This is a genomic window from Actinacidiphila sp. bgisy144 (assembly GCF_057708105.1).
Window position 1 is genome coordinate 165,320 of record NZ_JBYIRM010000007.1, and the last position, 18,048, is coordinate 183,367.

16 protein-coding genes are annotated in these 18,048 nt (G+C 74.0%); 10 read left to right on the forward strand and 6 right to left on the reverse strand.

Annotated features, from left to right (window positions below; all coding sequences use genetic code 11):
• Positions 1 to 7 precede the first annotated feature (7 nt).
• Both AC3EVP_RS11025 and AC3EVP_RS11030 read right to left on the reverse strand, forming a co-directional pair.
• A complete protein-coding gene (locus AC3EVP_RS11025) occupies positions 8 to 709 on the reverse strand; it encodes a response regulator (protein ID WP_335970547.1) in 702 nt (233 codons plus the stop codon).
• Positions 706 to 1,803, reverse strand: a complete 1,098-nt coding sequence (locus tag AC3EVP_RS11030; RefSeq protein ID WP_335970545.1) for a sensor histidine kinase — start codon at positions 1,801 to 1,803, stop codon at positions 706 to 708. The genes AC3EVP_RS11025 and AC3EVP_RS11030 overlap by 4 nt, the downstream gene beginning before the upstream one ends.
• Before the next feature lie 346 nt (positions 1,804 to 2,149).
• On the opposite strand from AC3EVP_RS11030, the gene AC3EVP_RS11035 reads away from it, so the two are divergent.
• Entirely contained in the window at positions 2,150 to 2,806 is a 657-nt protein-coding gene (locus AC3EVP_RS11035; protein ID WP_335970544.1) for a LuxR C-terminal-related transcriptional regulator, read from the forward strand.
• Positions 2,807 to 2,880: 74 nt separating this feature from the next.
• On the opposite strand, the gene AC3EVP_RS11040 is transcribed toward AC3EVP_RS11035, so the two are convergent.
• Positions 2,881 to 3,882: an aldo/keto reductase gene (locus AC3EVP_RS11040; protein ID WP_335970541.1), complete on the reverse strand. Its 1,002-nt coding sequence runs from the start codon at positions 3,880 to 3,882 to the stop codon at positions 2,881 to 2,883.
• A gap of 282 nt (positions 3,883 to 4,164) precedes the next feature.
• Between AC3EVP_RS11040 and AC3EVP_RS11045 the strand changes: the two genes are divergently transcribed.
• The 4 genes from AC3EVP_RS11045 (at position 4,165) to AC3EVP_RS11060 (ending at position 9,130) form a co-directional block, all read left to right on the forward strand.
• Positions 4,165 to 5,772, forward strand: coding sequence for an MFS transporter (locus AC3EVP_RS11045; protein ID WP_435128590.1), 1,608 nt, complete (start codon positions 4,165 to 4,167; stop codon positions 5,770 to 5,772).
• 103 nt (positions 5,773 to 5,875) lie between these two features.
• Positions 5,876 to 6,643 carry an SDR family oxidoreductase gene (locus AC3EVP_RS11050; protein ID WP_435128593.1) on the forward strand — a complete coding sequence of 256 codons (768 nt, stop codon included), beginning with the start codon at positions 5,876 to 5,878 and terminating at the stop codon, positions 6,641 to 6,643.
• 79 nt (positions 6,644 to 6,722) lie between these two features.
• Entirely contained in the window at positions 6,723 to 8,201 is a 1,479-nt protein-coding gene (locus AC3EVP_RS11055) for an FAD-dependent oxidoreductase (RefSeq protein WP_435128596.1), read from the forward strand.
• Entirely contained in the window at positions 8,201 to 9,130 is a 930-nt protein-coding gene (locus tag AC3EVP_RS11060; protein WP_335970535.1) for a helix-turn-helix transcriptional regulator, read from the forward strand. Before AC3EVP_RS11055 ends, AC3EVP_RS11060 begins: the two co-directional genes overlap by 1 nt.
• On the opposite strand, the gene AC3EVP_RS11065 is transcribed toward AC3EVP_RS11060, so the two are convergent.
• The 3 genes from AC3EVP_RS11065 to AC3EVP_RS11075 are packed head-to-tail and all read right to left on the reverse strand — an operon-like array spanning position 9,078 to position 11,330.
• Positions 9,078 to 9,932, reverse strand: a complete 855-nt coding sequence (locus tag AC3EVP_RS11065; RefSeq protein ID WP_335970533.1) for an SDR family NAD(P)-dependent oxidoreductase — start codon at positions 9,930 to 9,932, stop codon at positions 9,078 to 9,080. The two genes, AC3EVP_RS11060 and AC3EVP_RS11065, sit on opposite strands and share 53 nt — an antisense overlap.
• Positions 9,929 to 10,297 (reverse strand): cupin domain-containing protein, encoded by a 369-nt coding sequence (locus AC3EVP_RS11070; protein WP_435128600.1) that lies wholly within the window; start codon positions 10,295 to 10,297, stop codon positions 9,929 to 9,931. Before AC3EVP_RS11070 ends, AC3EVP_RS11065 begins: the two co-directional genes overlap by 4 nt.
• Positions 10,287 to 11,330 (reverse strand): phosphotriesterase family protein, encoded by a 1,044-nt coding sequence (locus AC3EVP_RS11075; RefSeq protein WP_435128603.1) that lies wholly within the window; start codon positions 11,328 to 11,330, stop codon positions 10,287 to 10,289. Before AC3EVP_RS11075 ends, AC3EVP_RS11070 begins: the two co-directional genes overlap by 11 nt.
• Positions 11,331 to 11,595: 265 nt before the next feature.
• Between AC3EVP_RS11075 and AC3EVP_RS11080 the strand changes: the two genes are divergently transcribed.
• From AC3EVP_RS11080 to AC3EVP_RS11100, 5 genes are all read left to right on the forward strand, one after another.
• A complete protein-coding gene (locus AC3EVP_RS11080) occupies positions 11,596 to 12,318 on the forward strand; it encodes an SDR family oxidoreductase (protein WP_335970527.1) in 723 nt (240 codons plus the stop codon).
• A complete protein-coding gene (locus AC3EVP_RS11085) occupies positions 12,315 to 13,787 on the forward strand; it encodes an MFS transporter (RefSeq protein ID WP_435128606.1) in 1,473 nt (490 codons plus the stop codon). Before AC3EVP_RS11080 ends, AC3EVP_RS11085 begins: the two co-directional genes overlap by 4 nt.
• Positions 13,784 to 15,370, forward strand: a complete 1,587-nt coding sequence (locus tag AC3EVP_RS11090) for an FAD-binding oxidoreductase (RefSeq protein WP_435128609.1) — start codon at positions 13,784 to 13,786, stop codon at positions 15,368 to 15,370. The genes AC3EVP_RS11085 and AC3EVP_RS11090 overlap by 4 nt, the downstream gene beginning before the upstream one ends.
• A gap of 203 nt (positions 15,371 to 15,573) precedes the next feature.
• Positions 15,574 to 16,671 carry a phosphotransferase family protein gene (locus tag AC3EVP_RS11095; protein ID WP_435128612.1) on the forward strand — a complete coding sequence of 366 codons (1,098 nt, stop codon included), beginning with the start codon at positions 15,574 to 15,576 and terminating at the stop codon, positions 16,669 to 16,671.
• 4 nt (positions 16,672 to 16,675) lie between these two features.
• Entirely contained in the window at positions 16,676 to 17,887 is a 1,212-nt protein-coding gene (locus tag AC3EVP_RS11100; protein ID WP_435128615.1) for an acyl-CoA dehydrogenase family protein, read from the forward strand.
• The last annotated feature ends 161 nt before the right edge of the window (positions 17,888 to 18,048 follow it).

The following is an 18,048-nucleotide window of genomic DNA, read 5'->3' on the forward strand; positions in this document are numbered from 1 at the left end:
CCGTAGCTCAGCGGCGGCCTGTGGGCTCGGCCCCTGCTCCGGCGGCCCGCTGCGGGATCAGCGCCAGCGCCGTGGCCCGGTTGACCGCGTCGATCCGGGAGACCGCCTCCAGCTTGGCGAAGATGTTCCGCAGGTGCCGCTTGACGGTGCCCTCGGTGATGCCGAGGCGGCTGGCGATCTGCCGGTTGCTCAGCGCCTCCGCGACCAGCGTGATGACCTCCAACTCCCGGGTGGAAAGCGCCTCCTGGCCGGTCCGGGGGGCCGCGCCCGGGCGCAGGCTGTCCGGGGAGACGGAGATGGTGACGGTGTTCCGGCCGCCCGCGGACTGCCGGATCGCGGAGACCAGGGTGTGCCGTTCGGCGCCCTTGTGCAGATAGCCGCGCACCCCGAGCGAGAGCAGCTTCTGCACCAGCTGCTGCCCGTCGTACATGCTCAGCACGATGATCCGCAGCCCGGGCTGCTGGGCCAGGAGCCGGCGTACCGTCTCCGGCGGGTCGTTCTCGGGCATCTCGATGTCCAGCAGCAGCACGTCGGGCCGGTGCCGGCCGGCCAGGGCCACCGCCTCGGTGCCGCTGCCAGCCTGTGCGACCACCTCGAACCCGGGCTCGGTGTCCAGCAGTTCGCACAGGGCCTCGCGCAGCAGCACATGGTCGTCGGCGACCAGGATGCGGATCGGGTCCTCGCCGACGGGCTCGCTGACAGTGCTCATGGAGTTGCCTGCTCCTCACGGATGGGGACCCAGATGGTGACCCGGGTGCCGAGGCCCGGGGCGGAGTCGATGTGCAGGGTGCCGCCCACCAGGTCGGCCCGTTCCTGGAGGCTGAGCAGCCCGTTGGTCCGGCCGCCGGAGCGCACGGCACCGACGTCGAAGCCGGTGCCGTTGTCGATGACTTCTGCCTGGATCTCGTGCGGGGCGATGTCGATGTGCACCACGATGTTGGGCGCCGCGGCGTGCGTCCAGGCGTTGCGCAGGCACTCGCGGACCATGATGAACAGCTCCTCGGCGACCGGCGCCGGCACCCACTCGTCCAGGCCGCGCACCCACAGCTGCACCGGGGCGCCGGACTCGCCGAGGGAGGCGGCGAACCCTTTCAGCGCGGTCTCCAGCGAGCCCATGACGGCGGGCCGGCGCAGTTCGGTGACGAGTTCCCGACTGCGGCCGATCGCCTCCAGCAGGGCGTCCTTGGACTGTCGGACGTGCCCGGAGAGCTGCTCGCCGGCGCGCTCGCGCTCGACCTCGTAGAGCTCGATCTTCCGGACCGCGAGGCTCAGCGCGTTGCCGATCTGGTCGTGGATCTCCCGGGCGAGCCGGCGGTGGTCCTGGTCGTGGATCTCCCGCACCCGGTGCAGCAGGAAGGAGTCGTAGCCGATCGAACCGGACTCCAGCCGCAGGCCGACGCCGTTCTGAAGGGCCCGCACGGCCTGGAGCAGCAGCGGCGCGGGGGCGCCCGCCGCGCACTCCTCCAGCGCGGTGAGCGCCAGGTCGGACAGGATCATGCCGGCCCGCACCGAGTGGGTCAGGTGCACGCCCTGCCGGACCCGTTCACTGCCCAGGTCCAGCACCTCGCTGATGTGGGTCTCGGTGACCGTGGCCGTACCCCGGGCGAGTGTTCCCGCGCAGTCGCCGAGGATACGCAGGGCCTGTAACTCGCACTGTTCCCACGCGGCCTGGTCGCACGCGAGCGGACTGTTCACCGCCAGCAGCCGGGCTCGGTAACCCGCCACCAACTCCGGTATCCGGGCAGTGAATTGCTCGGCGATTTCGCCGACCGGGCAGCCCTGGTCGGTCTGTTCGTTGTGCACGCTGCTCCCCCTGCCCGTGTCCGATGAAGGCCGGCGTGCATGCCCCTGTTTCGACGCTGAGCTGCGCCCAGCATAGCCGACCCGCTTCTTGCCAACAGGTGGCCCGGCAACCCGCGGTAAGAGTCCGGCGGGGAAACGCGTCCGCCGCCAATACGGGAAATGCCACCAGCGGGAGATCGGCCGCCCACCGGCGAGGCATCGGGCACTGCGCAGAAGGGAGAAGTCACGTTCCTCTTACGGTCAGCGGGGCCTTCCGCGGCAGGCGGGCGGGGTTAGCGTTCCCCTACCCAAGGGCGTCCGCCGGCGCCGACGGACCGGGCACCACTCACCCTGATGAGGAAACCCCATGTCCACTGAGGCTGTGCCGCCGCCGCTGTCCCGCTACCGCACCGTCGTGGTGGCCGACCCGTTCCCCCTTTCGCGTAACGCTCTGGCCGCGCTGCTGCGGCGGTCGGGCAGCGCGGACGTCGTGGTGGAGGTCGGCGACGCCGGTGCGGCGCTGCGCGGGATACGCGAGCGGCGTACCGACCTGCTCGTCACCAACCCCGACCTGACCGCGCCCGGCGACGGCATCGCGCTGTGCGAGCAGGTGAAGGCGCTCGCCCGGCCGGTGTCGGTGCTGGTCTTCTCCGCGTCCAGCGATCCCGGGCTGATGGCCCGCTGCATGATCGCGGGCGCCGACGGCTTCGTGCACCGGTCCGCGGACGCCGGGCAGTTGCTGCACTCCGTGGAGCTGCTCGCCGCCGGCCGCGGCGCCTGGTACCTCGGCCCGGACCGCGGTGACCGGCCCCCGCAGGCGCTGCTCCAGGCGTACGAGCCGCAGCTCGACGTACGGCTGACCGCCCGCGAGCAGGAGGTGCTGGGCCTGCTGCTGGCGCGCCGCTCCAACGACGAGATCGCCGCCGAACTGCACCTGGCCCGGCAGACGGTCAAGAACCATGTGAGCAACGTGCTGGGCAAGCTGGGCGTGGCGAACCGGCGCGAGCTGCTCGCCATGAGCTGACCGGTCGCCCGCTTGACCGGCCGCCCGCCGGACCGGCCCCGGGTGGGCGGGCCCGCAGGCAGCCGGACCTGCGGTCAGTCCTGCTCCACCGTGGCCAGCAGGTGCGGGGGGAAGCGCTCCCCGGCGAACGCGCCGACCGGCAGCAGCTCCTCGATCCGGGCCAGTTGGGCCGCGTCGAGCACGACCTCGGCCGCCGCCGCGTTCACCGCCATGTGGTCCTGGCACTTGGCGCCCGGGATGGGTACGACGTCCTGCGCCCGCAGCCAGGCCAGCGCGAGTTGGGGCAGCGTGCAGCCGAACTCCCCCGCAAGCGCGGCGAGTTTGCCGACCAGTTCGCGGTTGGTCCCGAGGTTCTCCGCGCTGAACCGGGGCAGCCCGCTGCGCATGTCGCCGTCGGTCAGGTCGGCCCGCGAGGTGACCTCGCCGGAGAGCAGACCGCGGCTGAAGGGGCTGTAGGCGACGAACCCGATGCCCAACTCCCGTGCCGTCGGCAGCACCTGGCGCTCCGGGTCGCGGCTGGCCAGGGAGTACTCGCTCTGCACCGCGGTGATCGGGTGGACCGCGTGCCCGCGCTTGACCGTGGCCGCACCGGCCTCGGACAGCCCCAGGTAGCGCACCTTGCCGGCCCGCACCAGCTCCGCCATCGCGCCCACCGACTCCTCCACGGGCACCTGCGGGTCGATCCGGTGCAGGTAGTACAGGTCGACGCGGTCGGTCCGCAGCCGGCGCAGGCTCTCCTCGATGTCCCGCCGGATCTGCTCGGGGCGGCCGTCCACCCGCACCCCGTCGGCGGTGCGCACCAGGCCGCACTTGGTGGCCAGCACCACCCGCTCGCGCCGCCCGCCGGCCAGCGCCTTGCCGACGATCTCCTCGCTGCGCCCGGCGCCGTACATCGCGGCGGTGTCCAGGAAGTCCATGCCCAGGTCCAGGGCGCCGTGGATGGTGCGGATCGACTCGGCCTCGTCCGTGCGGCCGTAGAACTCCGCCATGCCCATGCAGCCGAGTCCGACCGCGGAGACCTCAAGGACGCCGCCGAGCATGGCGCGGGGCAGTCGTCGTGACGACGTGTCGGTCATTTCTCCTCCTCGTGCTTCCGCTGGGGCTCCCATCCTGGCGCCGTACGCGGCGGCGGGCGTGGTGCCGCTGATGCCAGCACATGTGCCACCCCGGCCGGGCGGAATCCGGTACCCCCGGTAGCTGGCGCGCCGGCACCGGGGTACTCCTCCGCCCGGCCTGCGGGATTACCCGAAAGTGGTATCCGGGGGTATCCGAAGCGGAATTCACCCCGGGGCGCCGCGCTCCTAGGGTCGAAACACGATGCGAATTCACCGCACGAGTCTCTTTCCGAGGGGAAGTCGATGAAAGCCACATCGGCACCGGCACGGCACCCGGCCGTCATCCTGGTCACAGTGGTGCTGGCCTGCCTGCTTCTGCCCATCTCGCTGACCGGTGCTTCGGTGGCGATGCCAGGGGTGGCCGCGGATTTCCACAACAGCCTGGCCTCCAACCAGTGGATCGTGAACGGCTACGACCTCACGTTCGCCAGCTTCATGCTCGCCAGCGGCGCGTTCGCCGACAGGTTCGGCCGGCGGCGGGTCTTCCTGGTGGGCAGCGCCGTGTTCGCGTTCTGCTCGCTGCTGTCCGCGCTGGCCGGCGGCATCCTCATGCTCGACCTGGCCCGGGCCGTGGCCGGGATCGGCGCGGGCGCCGTCCTCACCTCCGGCAGCGCGGTGCTGGCCAACACCTTCGACGGCCCGGCCCGGGCCCGGGCGTTCGCCGTCTTCGGCACCACGGTCGGCATCGGGCAGGCGTTCGGCCCGTTCGTGTCCGGGGTGCTGTCCACCACGCTCGGCTGGCGGGCGGTCTTCCTGCTGCCCGCGATCGTCGGGGCCGGCGTGGTGGCGCTGGCCACCCTGCTGCCGGAGTCCCGCGACCCGGAGTCCACCCGGGTGGACTGGGCGGGCACCTTCACCCTCACCGGCGCGCTGGCGACCTTGATCGCGGCGCTGCTGGAGGGGCCGCAGTGGGGCTGGGCGTCGGCCTTCAACCTCGCCGCGTACGTGGTGTGCGTGCTGCTGTTCACCGCGTTCGTGGTGGTCGAGACGCGGCAGCGGCGGCCGATGGCCGACCTGTCGCTGCTGCGGCAGCCGCGGTTCGCCTCGCTGTGCGTGGCGACGGTCGCGATGGTCGCGGGCTTCACGCCGCTGCTGGTCTACCTGCCGAGCTACCTGACCGCCGTCAACGGCCAGACCACCATGCACGCCGGTGTGGACCTGCTGATGCTCACCGTGCCCACCGTCTTCATGCCGCTGGTCGCCGGCGCGCTGCTGCGGTGGATCGCGATCCGGCACCTGGTCACGGTCTCGGTCGGGCTGCCCGCGCTGGGCGTGGCCTGGCTGACGGTACTGCACCCGGGGATCGGCAACTGGGCGGTGCTCGGCCCGTACGCGCTGATCGGGATCGGGGTCGGGATCGCCTTCGGCGTGCAGGACGGCGCCGCGGTCTCCGCGGTGCACCCGGACCGGGCCGGGATGGCCGCCGGGATGTTCAACACGATGCGGCTGGGCGGTGAGGCGGTGGCCATCGCGGTGACCGGCACCCTCCTGGTCACCACCACCCGGATGCGGCTGGGCGGCAGCCTGGACGGCTTCACCGGCACGTACGGGCACCGGCCGGCCGCGCTGGCCGCCGTACTGAACCAGGGGCAGTTGGACGGTCCGGTGCGCAGCGTGCCGCCGTCGGCGCGCGGGGCGTTCCGGCAGGTCGCCGTCGACTCGTACACCGGCGGTCTGCACACGGTGATGTGGGTCATGGCCGGGTTCTGCGCGGCGGCCACGGTGCTCGTCGCGGTCGTCGGGTCCAGGACCCGGGAGCAGGCGGCGGTTCCGGCCGAGGCGGCCGTGCGCATCCCGGAGAAAGCCGAGGCCGCGCAGGCCGCCGCGCTCCCCGAGGCGGCCCGCACCTGACGCCGCAGGGCCCCGGTCGGCCCGCACCCACCGCTCCCCCCAACTCCCGTTCCCCCAGCCCCGGCGCGCCACCCGGCGCTCCCGACCAGGAAGGCGAAGGACCGTGAACCACGACGGCACCCGATTTCGCGGGCGGACCGCGCTCGTCACCGGAGCCAGCCGCGGCATCGGCCGCGCGGTGGCCGAACGGCTGGTCGCCGAGGGCGCCCGGGTGTGCCTGACCGGCCGCCGCGAGGACGCCCTGAAGCAGGCGGTCGAGGAACTGGGCGGCCCCGCCCACGCCTTGGCGGTCAGCGGGCACACCGGCGACCCCGACCACCAGGCCGAGGCCGTGGCCCGCACCCTCGACACGTTCGGGCGGCTGGACGTCCTGGTCAACAACACCGGCGTGAACCCGGTGTTCGGCCCGGTGCTCGACCTGCCGCCGGACGCGCTGCGGAAGGTCTTCGAGGTCAACGTGCTGGCCGCGGTGGGCTGGACGGCCCGGGCCCGGGACGCGTGGATGGGCGCGCACGGCGGCGCCGTGGTGAACATGACCGCGGTCGCCGGGCTGCGGCCCGCCACCGGCATCGGCGCCTACGGTGCCAGCAAGGCCGCGCTCATCCACCTGACCGCGCAGCTCGCCCAAGAGGTCGGGCCGCGGATACGGGTCAACGCCGTCGCCCCCGCCGTGGTCAGGACCCGCTTCGCGGCCAAGCTCTACGAGGACCGCGAGGAGAGCGTCGCGGCCGGCTACGCGCTGGGCCGGCTGGGCGTGCCCGAGGACATCGCCGCCGCGGTGGCCTACCTGGCGTCCTCCGACGCCGACTGGGTCACCGGGCAGACCCTCGCCGTGGACGGCGGCCTGATCAGCACCGGCGGCGGGATCTGACAGCGCGTCACCCCGCTTGCCGGCGGATCGGCAACAGCACAGCACACAGGAGACAGAGCAGGAAACGGAGAGGATGGCCATGTCCCAACCACCCGTCGCGATCGTGGGGGCCGGACCGGTCGGGCTCACCCTCGGCTGCGAACTGCTGCAGCGCGGGGTCCCGGTCCGGCTGCTGGAACGCGTCGACCGGCCGCACCCGCACGCCAAGGCCATCATCGTGTGGCCGCGCGGCCTGGAGGCGCTCGGCCGGGTCGGCGCCGCGGACGAGGTGGCGCGCCTGGGCCACGTCATCCGGGCGCAGAACTACCACTCGGGGCCGCGCCGCCTGGCCCGTACCCGCTTCGACAAGCTGCGCGGCACCCGCTACCCGTACGCGCTGTCCATCCCGCAGGAGCAGACCGAGCAGGTGCTGCGGGAGCGGTTCCGGGCGCTCGGCGGCACGATCGAGTTCGGGGTGCGGCTGGAGGACTTCCGGCAGCACGCCGACGGCGTCGAGCTGGCGCTGAGCACCCCGCAGGGCGCCCGCGGCGCCGAGTGCTCCTGGCTCGTCGGCTGCGACGGCGCGCACAGCACCGTGCGCGACCGGCTCGGTGTGCCCTTCACCGGGGCGTCCTACCCGCAGCAGTTCCTGCTCACCGACGGCGAGTGGCGCACGAGCCTCGCGCACGACGAGGCGCACTACTTCATGACACCCGCCGGGGTGCTGGTCGTGGTCGGCCTGCCGGGCGGGCTGTACCGGGCGTTCGTCAGCGTCGCCCCGGACGCCGAGGTGGCCGACCCGGCCGAGGTGGTGCGCCAGGCCGCCGCCGAGCGCTGCCCGGTGCCGTTCGACCTGGCCGGCGAGGGCCGCACCGGGGTCTTCCGGGTGCACCGGAAGATGGCCGAGCGGTGGCGGGTGGGGCGGGTGCTGCTGGCCGGCGACGCCGCGCACATCCACAGCCCGGCCGGCGGCCAGGGCCTCAACACGGGCCTGGAGGACGTCTCGGCGCTGGCCTGGCGGCTCGCCCCGGTCGTCCTCGGCGCCGCACCCCAGCGGTGCCTGGACGACTGGGAGCGCGAGCGGCTGCACGTGGCGCGCGGTGTGGTGCGCGACACCGACCAGCAGACCCGGCTGTGGATGCTGACCGGCTGGAAGGCCGCGGTGCGCGACACGCTGCTGCGCGGTGCGCAGCACGCCGGGCTGCTGGACCGGGTGGTGGTGCCGCGGCAGGCGCAGCTCACCCTGACCTATCCCGGCGCCGGGCGGCGCTCGGGGCGGATCACCGAGGGCGGGCGGCTGCCCGACCTGCCGCTGCCGCAGGGCGGCTGGCTGCATGACGTGCTCGGCGGCGAGGGCGACACCGTGCTGCTCTTCGGCGGCGGCGCCCCCGCGCCGGCCGCCTCCGCCGGCGGGGCCCCCGCGGTGCGGGCGGTCGAGTCGCCGCGGCTGCGCTCGGCGCTGCGGATACGATCCGGGACGGCCGTACGGGTCCGGCCGGACGCCGTGGTGACCCGCGTCGGCCGGTCCGCCGAGGACCTGCTGGGGGCCGCCGACGGAGCCGGACAGGAAGTGACGTGATGGACCACCCGCGACAGACGGACCTCCAGGAGCAGCAGCGCAGGGAGCTCGCCGGTTTCCTGCGCAGCCGGCGGGAGGCGCTGACCCCGCAGGAGGCCGGGGTGCCGCAGCCGTTCGGCCGGCGCCGCGCCAAGGGGCTGCGGCGGGAGGAGCTGGCCGCGCTCGCCGGGGTCAGCCTCACCTGGTACACGTGGCTGGAGCAGGCCCGCCGGATCAAGGTCTCCCGGCAGGTGCTGGCCAGCCTCGCCCGGGCCCTGAAGCTCGACCCGGTGGAGACCGACTACCTCTTCCGGCTGGCCGGTCAGCTGCCCCAGCCCGGCCCGGAGCAGCATGTGCGGGATGCCCGCGAACTGCCGGGCACCTACCTGGCGCTGCTGCGCCTGCTCGACCCGCTGCCCGCGCTGATCACCAACCAGCGTTTCGACGTGCTGGCGTGGAACGAGGGCCTGTGCGTGCTCTTCCCCTGGTTCGAGACGCTGCCGCCCGAGGAGCGGAACGTCCTGCTGATGACGTTCGACCCGCGCACCCAGGACCTGTACCCGGAGTGGGAGGACCACGCGCTGCACACGGTGGCCCTGTTCCGGGCGCAGGCCGCCGACCGCCTGGTGCAGCCGTCCTTCACCCGGCTGGTCGCCGAACTGGCGGAGCGCAGCGAGCTGTTCCGCACCCTGTGGCAGGGCATGGGCGTGGAGACCGCGCACCCGGACCGGCGGCGCTTCGACCACCCGGTGCTGGGCCGGATCGAGCTGGACTACGTCAAGCTGCACCTGGGCGACATCCAGGCGACGCTGGTGACGCACCTGCCCATCGCCCAGGAACGGGTGCTGGTGCAGCTCGGTGCGATGGTCGACGAGCGGCAACGCGCCGGCGCCGCGGTCACCACACCGCCGCTTCCACTCCTTCCACACGGGACAGCAGGTTCGAGGTGAGGTCGGCCAGCCGCTGCTGGAAGCCCTTGTCGTAGGCGCGGCTGTGCGCCCGGGCGGTGGAAGTGCCGTTGAAGAACAGCCCGGTACGGCCGCGCTGCCCGGCGCGCACCGCGGTGAGCACCGCGCTAACGCCCTCGTCGACGCTCGTCCAGGGGGTGATCCCCGAGTCGTGGGTCATCGCGGTGTCCATGTAGGTCGCCGGGTGGCAGACGTTGACCTGGATGCCGTCGCGGCCGTACTGCTCGGCGGTGGCGAAGGTGAAGGCGGCCAGCGCGAACTTGCTGCGGGTGTACGCCTCCGAGCCGCTGTAGCCGTGGGTGAACTGCGGGTCGTCCAGCGGCAGCGGGGACTGGCCCACGGAGCCGATGTTGAGCACCTGGGCGCGGCCGGCGGCGCGCAGCGGGGCCCGCAGCATCCGGGTGAGCACCACCGGGGCCAGGTAGTTGACGGCGAGCCGCAGCTCGTAGCCGTCCGCGCTCAGCTCCCGGCGGCGCTGGTCGGCGCCGAAGCCGACGCCGGCGTTGTTGACCACCAGCTCCAGGCTGGGGTGGTCGGCGGCCACCCGCTGGGCCAGCTCGGCGCACTCGCGCAGCGAGGCGAGGTCGGCGAGGTAGGGGTGGGCGCGGTGGCCCGCGGCGCGCAGCTCGGCGACGACGGCGTCGGTGCGGCGCGCGTCGCGGCCGTGCACCAGTACGGTCCAGCCGCGCTCGGCCAGGGCCCGCGCGACGGCGGTGCCGAGTCCTGAGGTGGCGCCGGTCACCAGGGCGGGGCCGGCGGGGGGTTCGAAGTGCTCGTCGCTCACGGCGCGCTTCCTTCCGGTCGCTGCGCCTCGCGCAGCTCGATGGCGACCATCACCAGGGGCTGGTCGGAGAGATTGCGGACATAGTGGCGCAGCGGCAGGGCCGACGCGTCGTTGTGCACGACCTGACCACTCATCAGGGTGCCGGTCTTGATCCGGTTGTCGTGCTCGTCGAGCGACTCGACGTACGCACCGGAGAGCACCACGGTGACCCAGGGGTGCCGGTGGGTGTGCAGAGGGCGGCGCTCGCCGGGCGGCACGTGCTCCACCCAGCACTTGACGTGCTCCTCGTCGACGAGGAGGTCGGTGCCCAGGCTCAGCCACGGCTCGTCGCCCGCGGCCGGGGGCGCGACGGCCTCAGACGGCATGGCGCACCTCCTGCGCGGCGGCCCGCACCGGGGTGCGCAGCAGCAGCCGCCGCGGGTTGTCGACCAGCAGGGTGGCGACCGCGGCCTCGTCCATGCCGGGTTCCTGGACGAGCTTGGGCAGCACCCGCTCGAACAGGTGGGTGTAGCTCCAGTCCGGCCACATCTCCTGGCGCTGCGCCAGGGTGACGTAGTCGATGTGCACCGCGTAGTCCTGGGAGACCAGCAGCTGGGCGAGGTGGCCGGCGCGGGCGAGCGCGGCCAGGGTCTCGTTGCGCTGCTCGTCGGGGGCGAACGGGACCATGCCGTACCGGTCGTAGCCGAGCATGCAGCCGGTGTCGGCGAGCGCGCGCAGGTAGCCGAGGTCCGGGGAGTCGCCGGCGTGCGCGATCACCACCCGCTCGGGGTCGACGCCCTCGCGCGCCAGCAGCCGGACCAGGTCGACGCCGTTGCCCTCGAACGGGTTGGAGTGGACCACGACGGGGACGCCGGTGCGGCGGTGCACCTCGGCGACGACCGCCGCCATCCGGTGGTCGTGGGCGGCGAGTTCGGCGTTCTCGCAGGCGAACTTGACCAGCCCGGCGCGCACTCCGGTGTCGCCGATGCCGTCGGTGATGTCCCCGGTCAGCAGCTCGACGAGCGGGTCCTCGGACTCCAGGTCGGTGCCCGGGCCGCGGAACCGCGCGAACAGCGGCACCCCGTCCAGGCTGTACACGCCGGTGGCGAGGACCACGTTGAGCGGGGTCTGGGCGGCCACGCGCAGCACCAGGTCGAGGTCGCGGCCCTGGCCGATGACCGTCATGTCCACCAGGGTGCGCACCCCGGCGTCGTAGGCGCGCTGCAACTGGGCGACGGCGCTGCGCACACCGCCGGCCGCGTCCCACAGCGCGGGGTAGTTGGTCTGGAACTCCTGGCTGAGCACGAACATGTGCTCGTGCGAGAGCGTCACTCCGAGGCTGTCCGCCGGAACCGGTCCGCGAACGGTGTCGACGGTGGTGCCGGGGGCGCCTTCGGGGCGGGGAAATTCTGTCGTCATCCCGAGCCTCCTTCTCCGGGCCTGATTTCCGGCTTTCGGGTAAAGCCGATGCTTCATCATCGGCACCCCGCCGAGGCGGAGTCGAGGCCGGTGGCTGGTGCTCCGACCACCAGATGGGGGGCCCGCCGCGAAGGTGGTGGTGAATCAACCAGTACAAGGAATTGCCTTCCTGGGGGATTCCGGCGGGCGGCAGTCTGAGGGCGCAAGGCCGGCGGGAGACGCGTCCGACGACCGCCGGGCAGCCACGTCACGATGGAGATGAACCATGCCTTCGAATTCCCTCTCCGGTACCCGCGTCGTCGTCATCGGCGGCAGCTCCGGCATCGGCAAGGCCGTCGCCCGCCAGGCCGCCGAGGCCGGCGCCGAGGTCACCATCGCCTCCCGCTCCCAGGACAAGCTGGAGCAGGCGGCGAAGGAGATCGGCGGCCAGGTGCGGACCGCGGTCGTCGACGTCACCGACGAGGAGAGCCTGCGCGCCTTCTTCGCCGGCGTCGACGCCCTGGACCACCTGGTGGTGTGCCCCGGCGACATGGCCACCGGCTCCGTCTACGAGGTCACCGCCGAGGACATCCGGCGCTGCCTCGACACCAAGATCGTCGGCCAGCTGCTCAGCGTCCGGCACGCCGGGCCGAAGCTCGCGGCGACCGGTTCGATCGTGCTGATCTCCGGCGGCGCCGGCTTCAAGGCGTACCCGGGCCTGACCGTCACCGCCGCGGCCAACGCGGGCATCGGCGCCATGGGCCAGTCGATGGCGCTGGAGCTGGCGCCGATCCGGGTGAACGTGGTGGTGGCCGGGTTGATCGACACCCCGCTGTGGTCGGGCCTGCCCGACGAGGCCCGCGAGGGCCTGTTCAAGTCCACCGCGGAGGCCACCCCGGTGGGCCGCGTCGGGCAGCCGGACGACGTCGCGTCCGCGGTGCTCCAGGCGCTGGAGAACACCTTCGTCAACGGCTCGCTGATCCACGTCAACGGCGGCGGGCTGCTGTGACCGGCGGCAGCGGGGCCGGGGCCGGTGCGGACGCGCCGGCCCCGGCCCGGCCCGGCCCCGCGCCCGCGGCCCCCGCCGCGGCGGCCACCGCGGCGGGGGCCGGGCCCGCCGTCTTCCACGGCCCGCGCAGCGCCCGCATCCTGGCCCTGGCCGTGGCCTGCGGGCTGTGCGTGGCCAACCTGTACTACATCCAGCCGATCCTGCCCAGCATGGCGGCCGCCCTGCACCGCACCCCGCAGTCGCTGACCCCGGCGGTGTCCTGCACCCAACTCGGCTACGCGCTCGGCCTGTTCGCCCTGGTTCCGCTGGGCGACGCGCTGGACCGGCGGCGGCTGCTGACGGTACTGCTCACCGCGACCGCGGCGGTGCTCGCGCTGATCCCGCTGGCCTCCGGCGCCTGGCTGTTCGGCCTGTTCTTCCTGCTCGGCCTGGTCACCGTCTCCGCGATGGTGATCGTGCCGCAGGCGGCCGACATGGCGCACCCCGAGCAGCGCGGCCAGGTGGTGGGCACGGTGATGACCGGGCTCATCCTGGGCACCCTGCTGTGCCGTACGCTCGCCGGCTCGCTCACCCAGCTGCTGGACTGGCGCGCGGTGTACTGGCTGGCGGCGGTGTTCATGGTGGGCACCTGCCTGCTGGTGCGGGCGGTGCTGCCCGGCCGCCCGCCCGCCGCACCGGACACGGCGGACATGGCGGACACTGCGGCCGCGACGGCCGCACCGAACACGGCGAACGCAGCGAACGCAGCGAACGCAGCGAACGCAGCGAACACACCGCACACGCCGGCCGCGACGAGCACGGGGAGCACCACGGCCGCGCTCCGGGACTACGCCCGCCTGCTGGCCTCGCTCGGCCCGCTGGTCCGCGGCAACCCGCTGCTGGTGCGGCGCTCCCTGCTCGGCGCCCTCGGCTTCGCCGCCTTCAACCTGCTGTGGACCGCGCTGCCGCTGCGCCTGACCCAGTCCCCGTACCACTTCGGGGCGAGCGCCATCGGCGCGCTCGGGCTGGTCGGCGCGGCCGGGGCGCTGGGCGCCTCGCTCGCCGGCCGGCTGGCCGACCGGGGCCGGCAGACCGCGGTGACGCTGGGCGCGTTCGCCCTGATCGCGATCTCGTTCGCGGTCAGCTCCGGCAGCTCGGGCACCTTGCTGGTCCTGGTCACGGCGATCCTGCTGATCGACTTCGCCGTGCAGGGCGCGCACATCACCAACCAGGCGACCGTCTTCGGCGCCGCCGGCGCCGGCGAGCGCAGCCGCATCACGACCGTCTACATGACCGCCTACTTCCTCGGCGGCGCCGCCGGTTCCGCCGCCGCGGGCGCCGTCTGGCCGCACGGCGGCTGGCCGGCCGTGGCCCGCACCGGGGTGCTGACCGCCGCCGCGGCACTGCTGCTCTCGGGCGTGCTGGCGCTGCGCGAGTCCGCCCGTACCCGTACCCGCACGCTTCCCACCAGCCCCAAGGACATGCCATGACCGCAGTCGCGGGCGCCGCCCCCGCCGAGCACGGGACATCCCGCTCCCGGACACCGGCCCGAATACCCACCCGGATACCCGCCGTCACCCCGGCGGACGACCGCTACCCGCACCTCGCCGGGCGCGGCCGCAACACCCGCTTCGCCGGCCGCCCCCAGGAGATCCACCTGCCCACCTCCGCCGCCGAGGTGGCCGCCGTGGTGCAGGCCGCCGTCGACGGCGGGCGCCGGCTCGCGGTGCGCAGCGGCGGCCACTGCCTGGAGAACCTGGTCGACGGCCCGGCGGTGCAGAGCCTGGTCGACCTGTCCGCGCTCCAGGAGATCCGCTACGACGCCGCGCACCGGGCGTTCTCCGTGCAGGCCGGCGCCCAGCTCGGCCCCACCTACCGTGCGCTGTACCTCGGTTGGGGCGCCGCGCTGCCGGCGGGCACCTGCCCCTCGGTCGGCCTGGGCGGCTACGTCCAGGGCGCCGGCTTCGGCCCGATGTGCCGCTCGCACGGCCTGATCGTGGACCACCTGTACGGCATCGAGGTCGTCACGGTGGACGCCGACCGCCGGGCCCGTACGGTGCTGGCCACCCGCCGCCCCGACGACCCGCACCGCGAGCTGTGGTGGGCGCACACCGGGGCGGGCGGCGGGAACTTCGGCGTGGTGACCCGCTACCTGTTCCGCTCGCCCGACGACGCCGACTTCCCGCGCGGCCTGTCCGCCGAGGCGTCCGCGCTGCCCCGCCCGCCGCGCTCGGTGCTGACCGTCGCCGTGGAGTGGCCCTGGGAGGGCCTGGGCGAGGCCGACTTCAGCCGGATCGTGCGCAACCACGGCGCCTGGCACGCCCACGACGAGGCGGCCGGCGACGGGGGCTACGACACCCTGTACAGCGGGCTCTACCTCAACCAGCGCAGCGTCGGCCAGGTGGTGCTCACCGCGCAGATCGACGGTTCGCTGCCGGACGCCGACCAGCGGCTGCGCGCCTACGTGGCGGCGGTCGGCGACGGGGTCCGGGCGCCGTACCGGCTCCGCTACCAGCAGCTGCCCTGGCTGGACTCGGTGCAGCGGGACGTGGAGAACCGCGGCGCCGCCACCCGTTCCAAGAGCAAGGGCGCCTACCTGCGGCGGCCCTACGACGCGGAGCAGATCGCCACGCTGTGGCGCCACCTGTCCGAACCGGGCTACCAGGGCCACACCGTGGCGCTGCTGTTCTCCTACGGCCGGGCGGTCAACCGGGTGGCACCGCAGGCCACCGCGGCCGCGCAGCGCGACTCCATCCTCAAGGCGTACCTGGGCACCTACTGGGAGGACCCGCGGGAGGACGAGCACCACGTGGCCCGCATCCGGGAGTTCTACGCGCAGCTGTACGCGGCGACCGGCGGGGTGCCCGCGCCGGACACCGCCACCGACGGCAGCTACATCAACTACCCGGACGCCGACCTCGCCGACCCGCGCTGGAACACCTCGGGCACCCCCTGGCACGCGCTGTACTTCAAGGACGGCTACCCGCGCCTCCAGCAGGTCAAGCGGCAGTGGGACCCGCACGACCTCTTCCGGCACGCCCTTTCGGTCCGGCCGCCTGCGCCCGCGGAGTGAGCGGGACTGCCTCCTTGGGTCCAGGGCCTCCCGCTTAGGGGGAAGATCCGTTGCCGCCCCGGCGCGGCCGGACCTAGCGTCACCGGCGGCGCACGTCCCGTACGGCCGCCGCCGGACGGTCCGCCGCCCGGGCACGGCCGTACCGGGACCTGCGGCCGTGAGACGACCGCGACCCTGGAACCAGCCGAGGAGCGTACGCGAGCATGGACATCCCCGCGCCGATCCCCATCCCCCCGGGCGTGCACCCAGCGGCACTCCAGCGCTGGCTCGCCGGGAAGTTCCCGCACGAGGCGGGCGGGCTCACCGCGGTCCGCCCGCTGACCGGGGGCCGCTCCAACCTGACCTTCCTGGTGGAGTACGGCGAGCGCCGCCTGGTGCTGCGCCGCCCGCCGCTCGACGGCGCGCTGGCCACCGCGCACGACGTCGCCCGGGAGCACCGCGTGCTGAGCGCCCTGCACCCGACCGCGGTGCCCGTCCCGCGCACCCACGGCCTGTGCGCCGACACCGCGGTGCCGGGTGCCCCCTTCTACGTCATGGACCACGTCGCCGGCCTGGTCCACCGCACCGACGCAGACCTGGCGCGGCTGAGCCCCGGGCAGGTCGCGGCGGCCGCCGACACCCTGGTGGACGTGCTCGTGGCCCTGCACCAGGTGCCGCCGGCGGCAGTGGGGCTGGACGGCTTCGGACGGCCGGAGGGCTTCCTCGTCCGCCAACTGCGCCGCTGGCGCGCCCAGTCCGAGGCTTCGCGCACCGAACCGGTGCCCGGCGCCGACGCGTTGCACGCGCGGCTGGCCGACCGGCTGCCGCCGCAGGGCCGGGCCGCCGTCGTCCACGGCGACTTCAAGCTGGACAACGTGCTGTTCGCACCCGGCCGCGTCGACGAGATCGCGGCCGTGCTGGACTGGGAGATGTCCACCCTCGGCGACCCGCTCACCGACCTCGGGCTGCTGCGGGTGTACTGGGAGGGCTTCGCCGACATCGCCGACGCGCCGCTGGGCTGCCCGGCCCAGGCCCCCGGCCGACCGCAGTTCGCCGGCCTGGCCGAGCGGTACGCCGCCGGCACCGGCGCGGGGCTCGAACACCTCGACTGGTACACGGCGTTCGGCTACTACAAGCTCGCCGTGATCCTGGAGAACGTCCTCTTCCGCGCCTCCCGCGACCCGCGCCCCGGTTCCGAGGACGCCCATCTCGCCGCCTGCATACCGCAGTTGGTCGAGCGCGGCCACGCCGTACTGGCCGCGACCGCCCGCCGTTCCGCCACCGCCACCGCCACCGCCACCGCCACCGCCACCGGGGAGTGACACCGTGGACTTCTCCTACGACGCCAGGACCGAGGAACTGCGCAAGGAACTGCGCGCGTTCGTCACCGACCGGGTGCTGCCCGCCGAAGGCGCGCTGGCCGCCCAGTACGCGGCCGGCCAGCCGTGGACCCGCCCGCCGCTGCTCACCGAACTCAAGGCCGAGGCCCGCTCCCGCGGCCTGTGGAACCTCTTCCTGCCCGACCGCCGGTTCGGCGCCGGACTCACCAACACGCAGTACGCGCCGCTCGCCGAGATCACCGGGCACAGCCCGCAGTTCGCACCCGAAGCGGTCAACTGCTCAGCCCCCGACACCGGCAACATGGAACTGCTCACCGCCTTCGGCACCCCCGAGCAGCAGGAGCGCTGGCTGCACCCGCTGCTGGCCGGCGAGATCCGCTCCGCGTTCTGCATGACCGAGCCCGAGGTCGCCTCCTCCGACGCGGCCAACATCGGCACCCGGATCGAGCGGGACGGCGACCACTACGTGGTCAACGGCCACAAGTGGTGGTCCTCCGGCGCCATGGCACCGGAGTGCGCGCTGCTGGTCGTGATGGGCAAGACCGACCCCGGCGGGCCGCGCCACCGGCAGCAGTCCATGCTGCTGGTGCCCCGCGACACCCCCGGCGTGCAGGTGCGGCGCGGCGTCACCGTCTTCGGCTACGACGACGGCCCGCACGGCGGCCACGGCGACATCCTCTTCGAGGACGTCCGGGTGCCGGTCTCCCACCTGCTCGGCGGCGAGGGCGACGGCTTCGCCATGGCGCAGGCCCGGCTCGGCCCGGGCCGTATCCACCACTGCATGCGGCTGATCGGCATGGCCGAACGCGCGCTGGCCGCGATGTGCGAACGGGTCAGCGGCCGGGTGGCGTTCGGCGCGCCGCTCGCCGAGCAGGGGGTGGTCCGGGAGTGGGTCGCCGAGGCCCGGGTGCGGATCGAGCAGGCCCGGCTGCTGGTGCTCAAGACGGCCTGGCTGATGGACACCGTCGGCAACCGGCAGGCGCACACCGAGATCCAGGCGATCAAGATCGCGGTGCCCGCGATGGCGGAATGGGTCCTGGACAAGGCGATCCAGGCGCACGGCGGCGGCGGGGTGAGCCAGGACTTCCCCCTCGCGGCGCTGTGGGCGCACGCGCGCACCCTGCGGCTGGCCGACGGCCCCGACGAGGTGCACCGCGCGTCCCTGGCCCGCCGCGAACTGCGCGCGTACGCGTTCTGACCCGCCTTCTGCACCGCCCCGAAATGGGGCCGCCGGCCGATTCCACGGCCGACGGCCCCTTCCGCGTTTTCCCGCCGCCTTTCGGCAGGGCCGCAATTCCCGCCGGTACCGGAAGTACCGCCGACCCCGGGATTCGGTACCCGAGGGCACGGGGAAGGCCC

Excerpts from the sequence above, each read along its gene's own strand:
- AC3EVP_RS11025 (WP_335970547.1), bottom strand. The coding sequence starts at position 709 with ATGAGCACTGTCAGCGAGCCCGTCGGCGAGGACCCGATCCGCATCCTG.
- AC3EVP_RS11035 (WP_335970544.1), top strand. The coding sequence starts at position 2,150 with ATGTCCACTGAGGCTGTGCCGCCGCCGCTGTCCCGCTACCGCACCGTC.
- AC3EVP_RS11040 (WP_335970541.1), bottom strand. The coding sequence starts at position 3,882 with ATGACCGACACGTCGTCACGACGACTGCCCCGCGCCATGCTCGGCGGC.
- AC3EVP_RS11045 (WP_435128590.1), top strand. The coding sequence starts at position 4,165 with ATGAAAGCCACATCGGCACCGGCACGGCACCCGGCCGTCATCCTGGTC.
- AC3EVP_RS11055 (WP_435128596.1), top strand. The coding sequence starts at position 6,723 with ATGTCCCAACCACCCGTCGCGATCGTGGGGGCCGGACCGGTCGGGCTC.
- AC3EVP_RS11060 (WP_335970535.1), top strand. The coding sequence starts at position 8,201 with ATGGACCACCCGCGACAGACGGACCTCCAGGAGCAGCAGCGCAGGGAG.
- AC3EVP_RS11070 (WP_435128600.1), bottom strand. The coding sequence starts at position 10,297 with ATGCCGTCTGAGGCCGTCGCGCCCCCGGCCGCGGGCGACGAGCCGTGG.
- AC3EVP_RS11075 (WP_435128603.1), bottom strand. The coding sequence starts at position 11,330 with ATGACGACAGAATTTCCCCGCCCCGAAGGCGCCCCCGGCACCACCGTC.
- AC3EVP_RS11080 (WP_335970527.1), top strand. The coding sequence starts at position 11,596 with ATGCCTTCGAATTCCCTCTCCGGTACCCGCGTCGTCGTCATCGGCGGC.
- AC3EVP_RS11090 (WP_435128609.1), top strand. The coding sequence starts at position 13,784 with ATGACCGCAGTCGCGGGCGCCGCCCCCGCCGAGCACGGGACATCCCGC.
- AC3EVP_RS11095 (WP_435128612.1), top strand. The coding sequence starts at position 15,574 with ATGGACATCCCCGCGCCGATCCCCATCCCCCCGGGCGTGCACCCAGCG.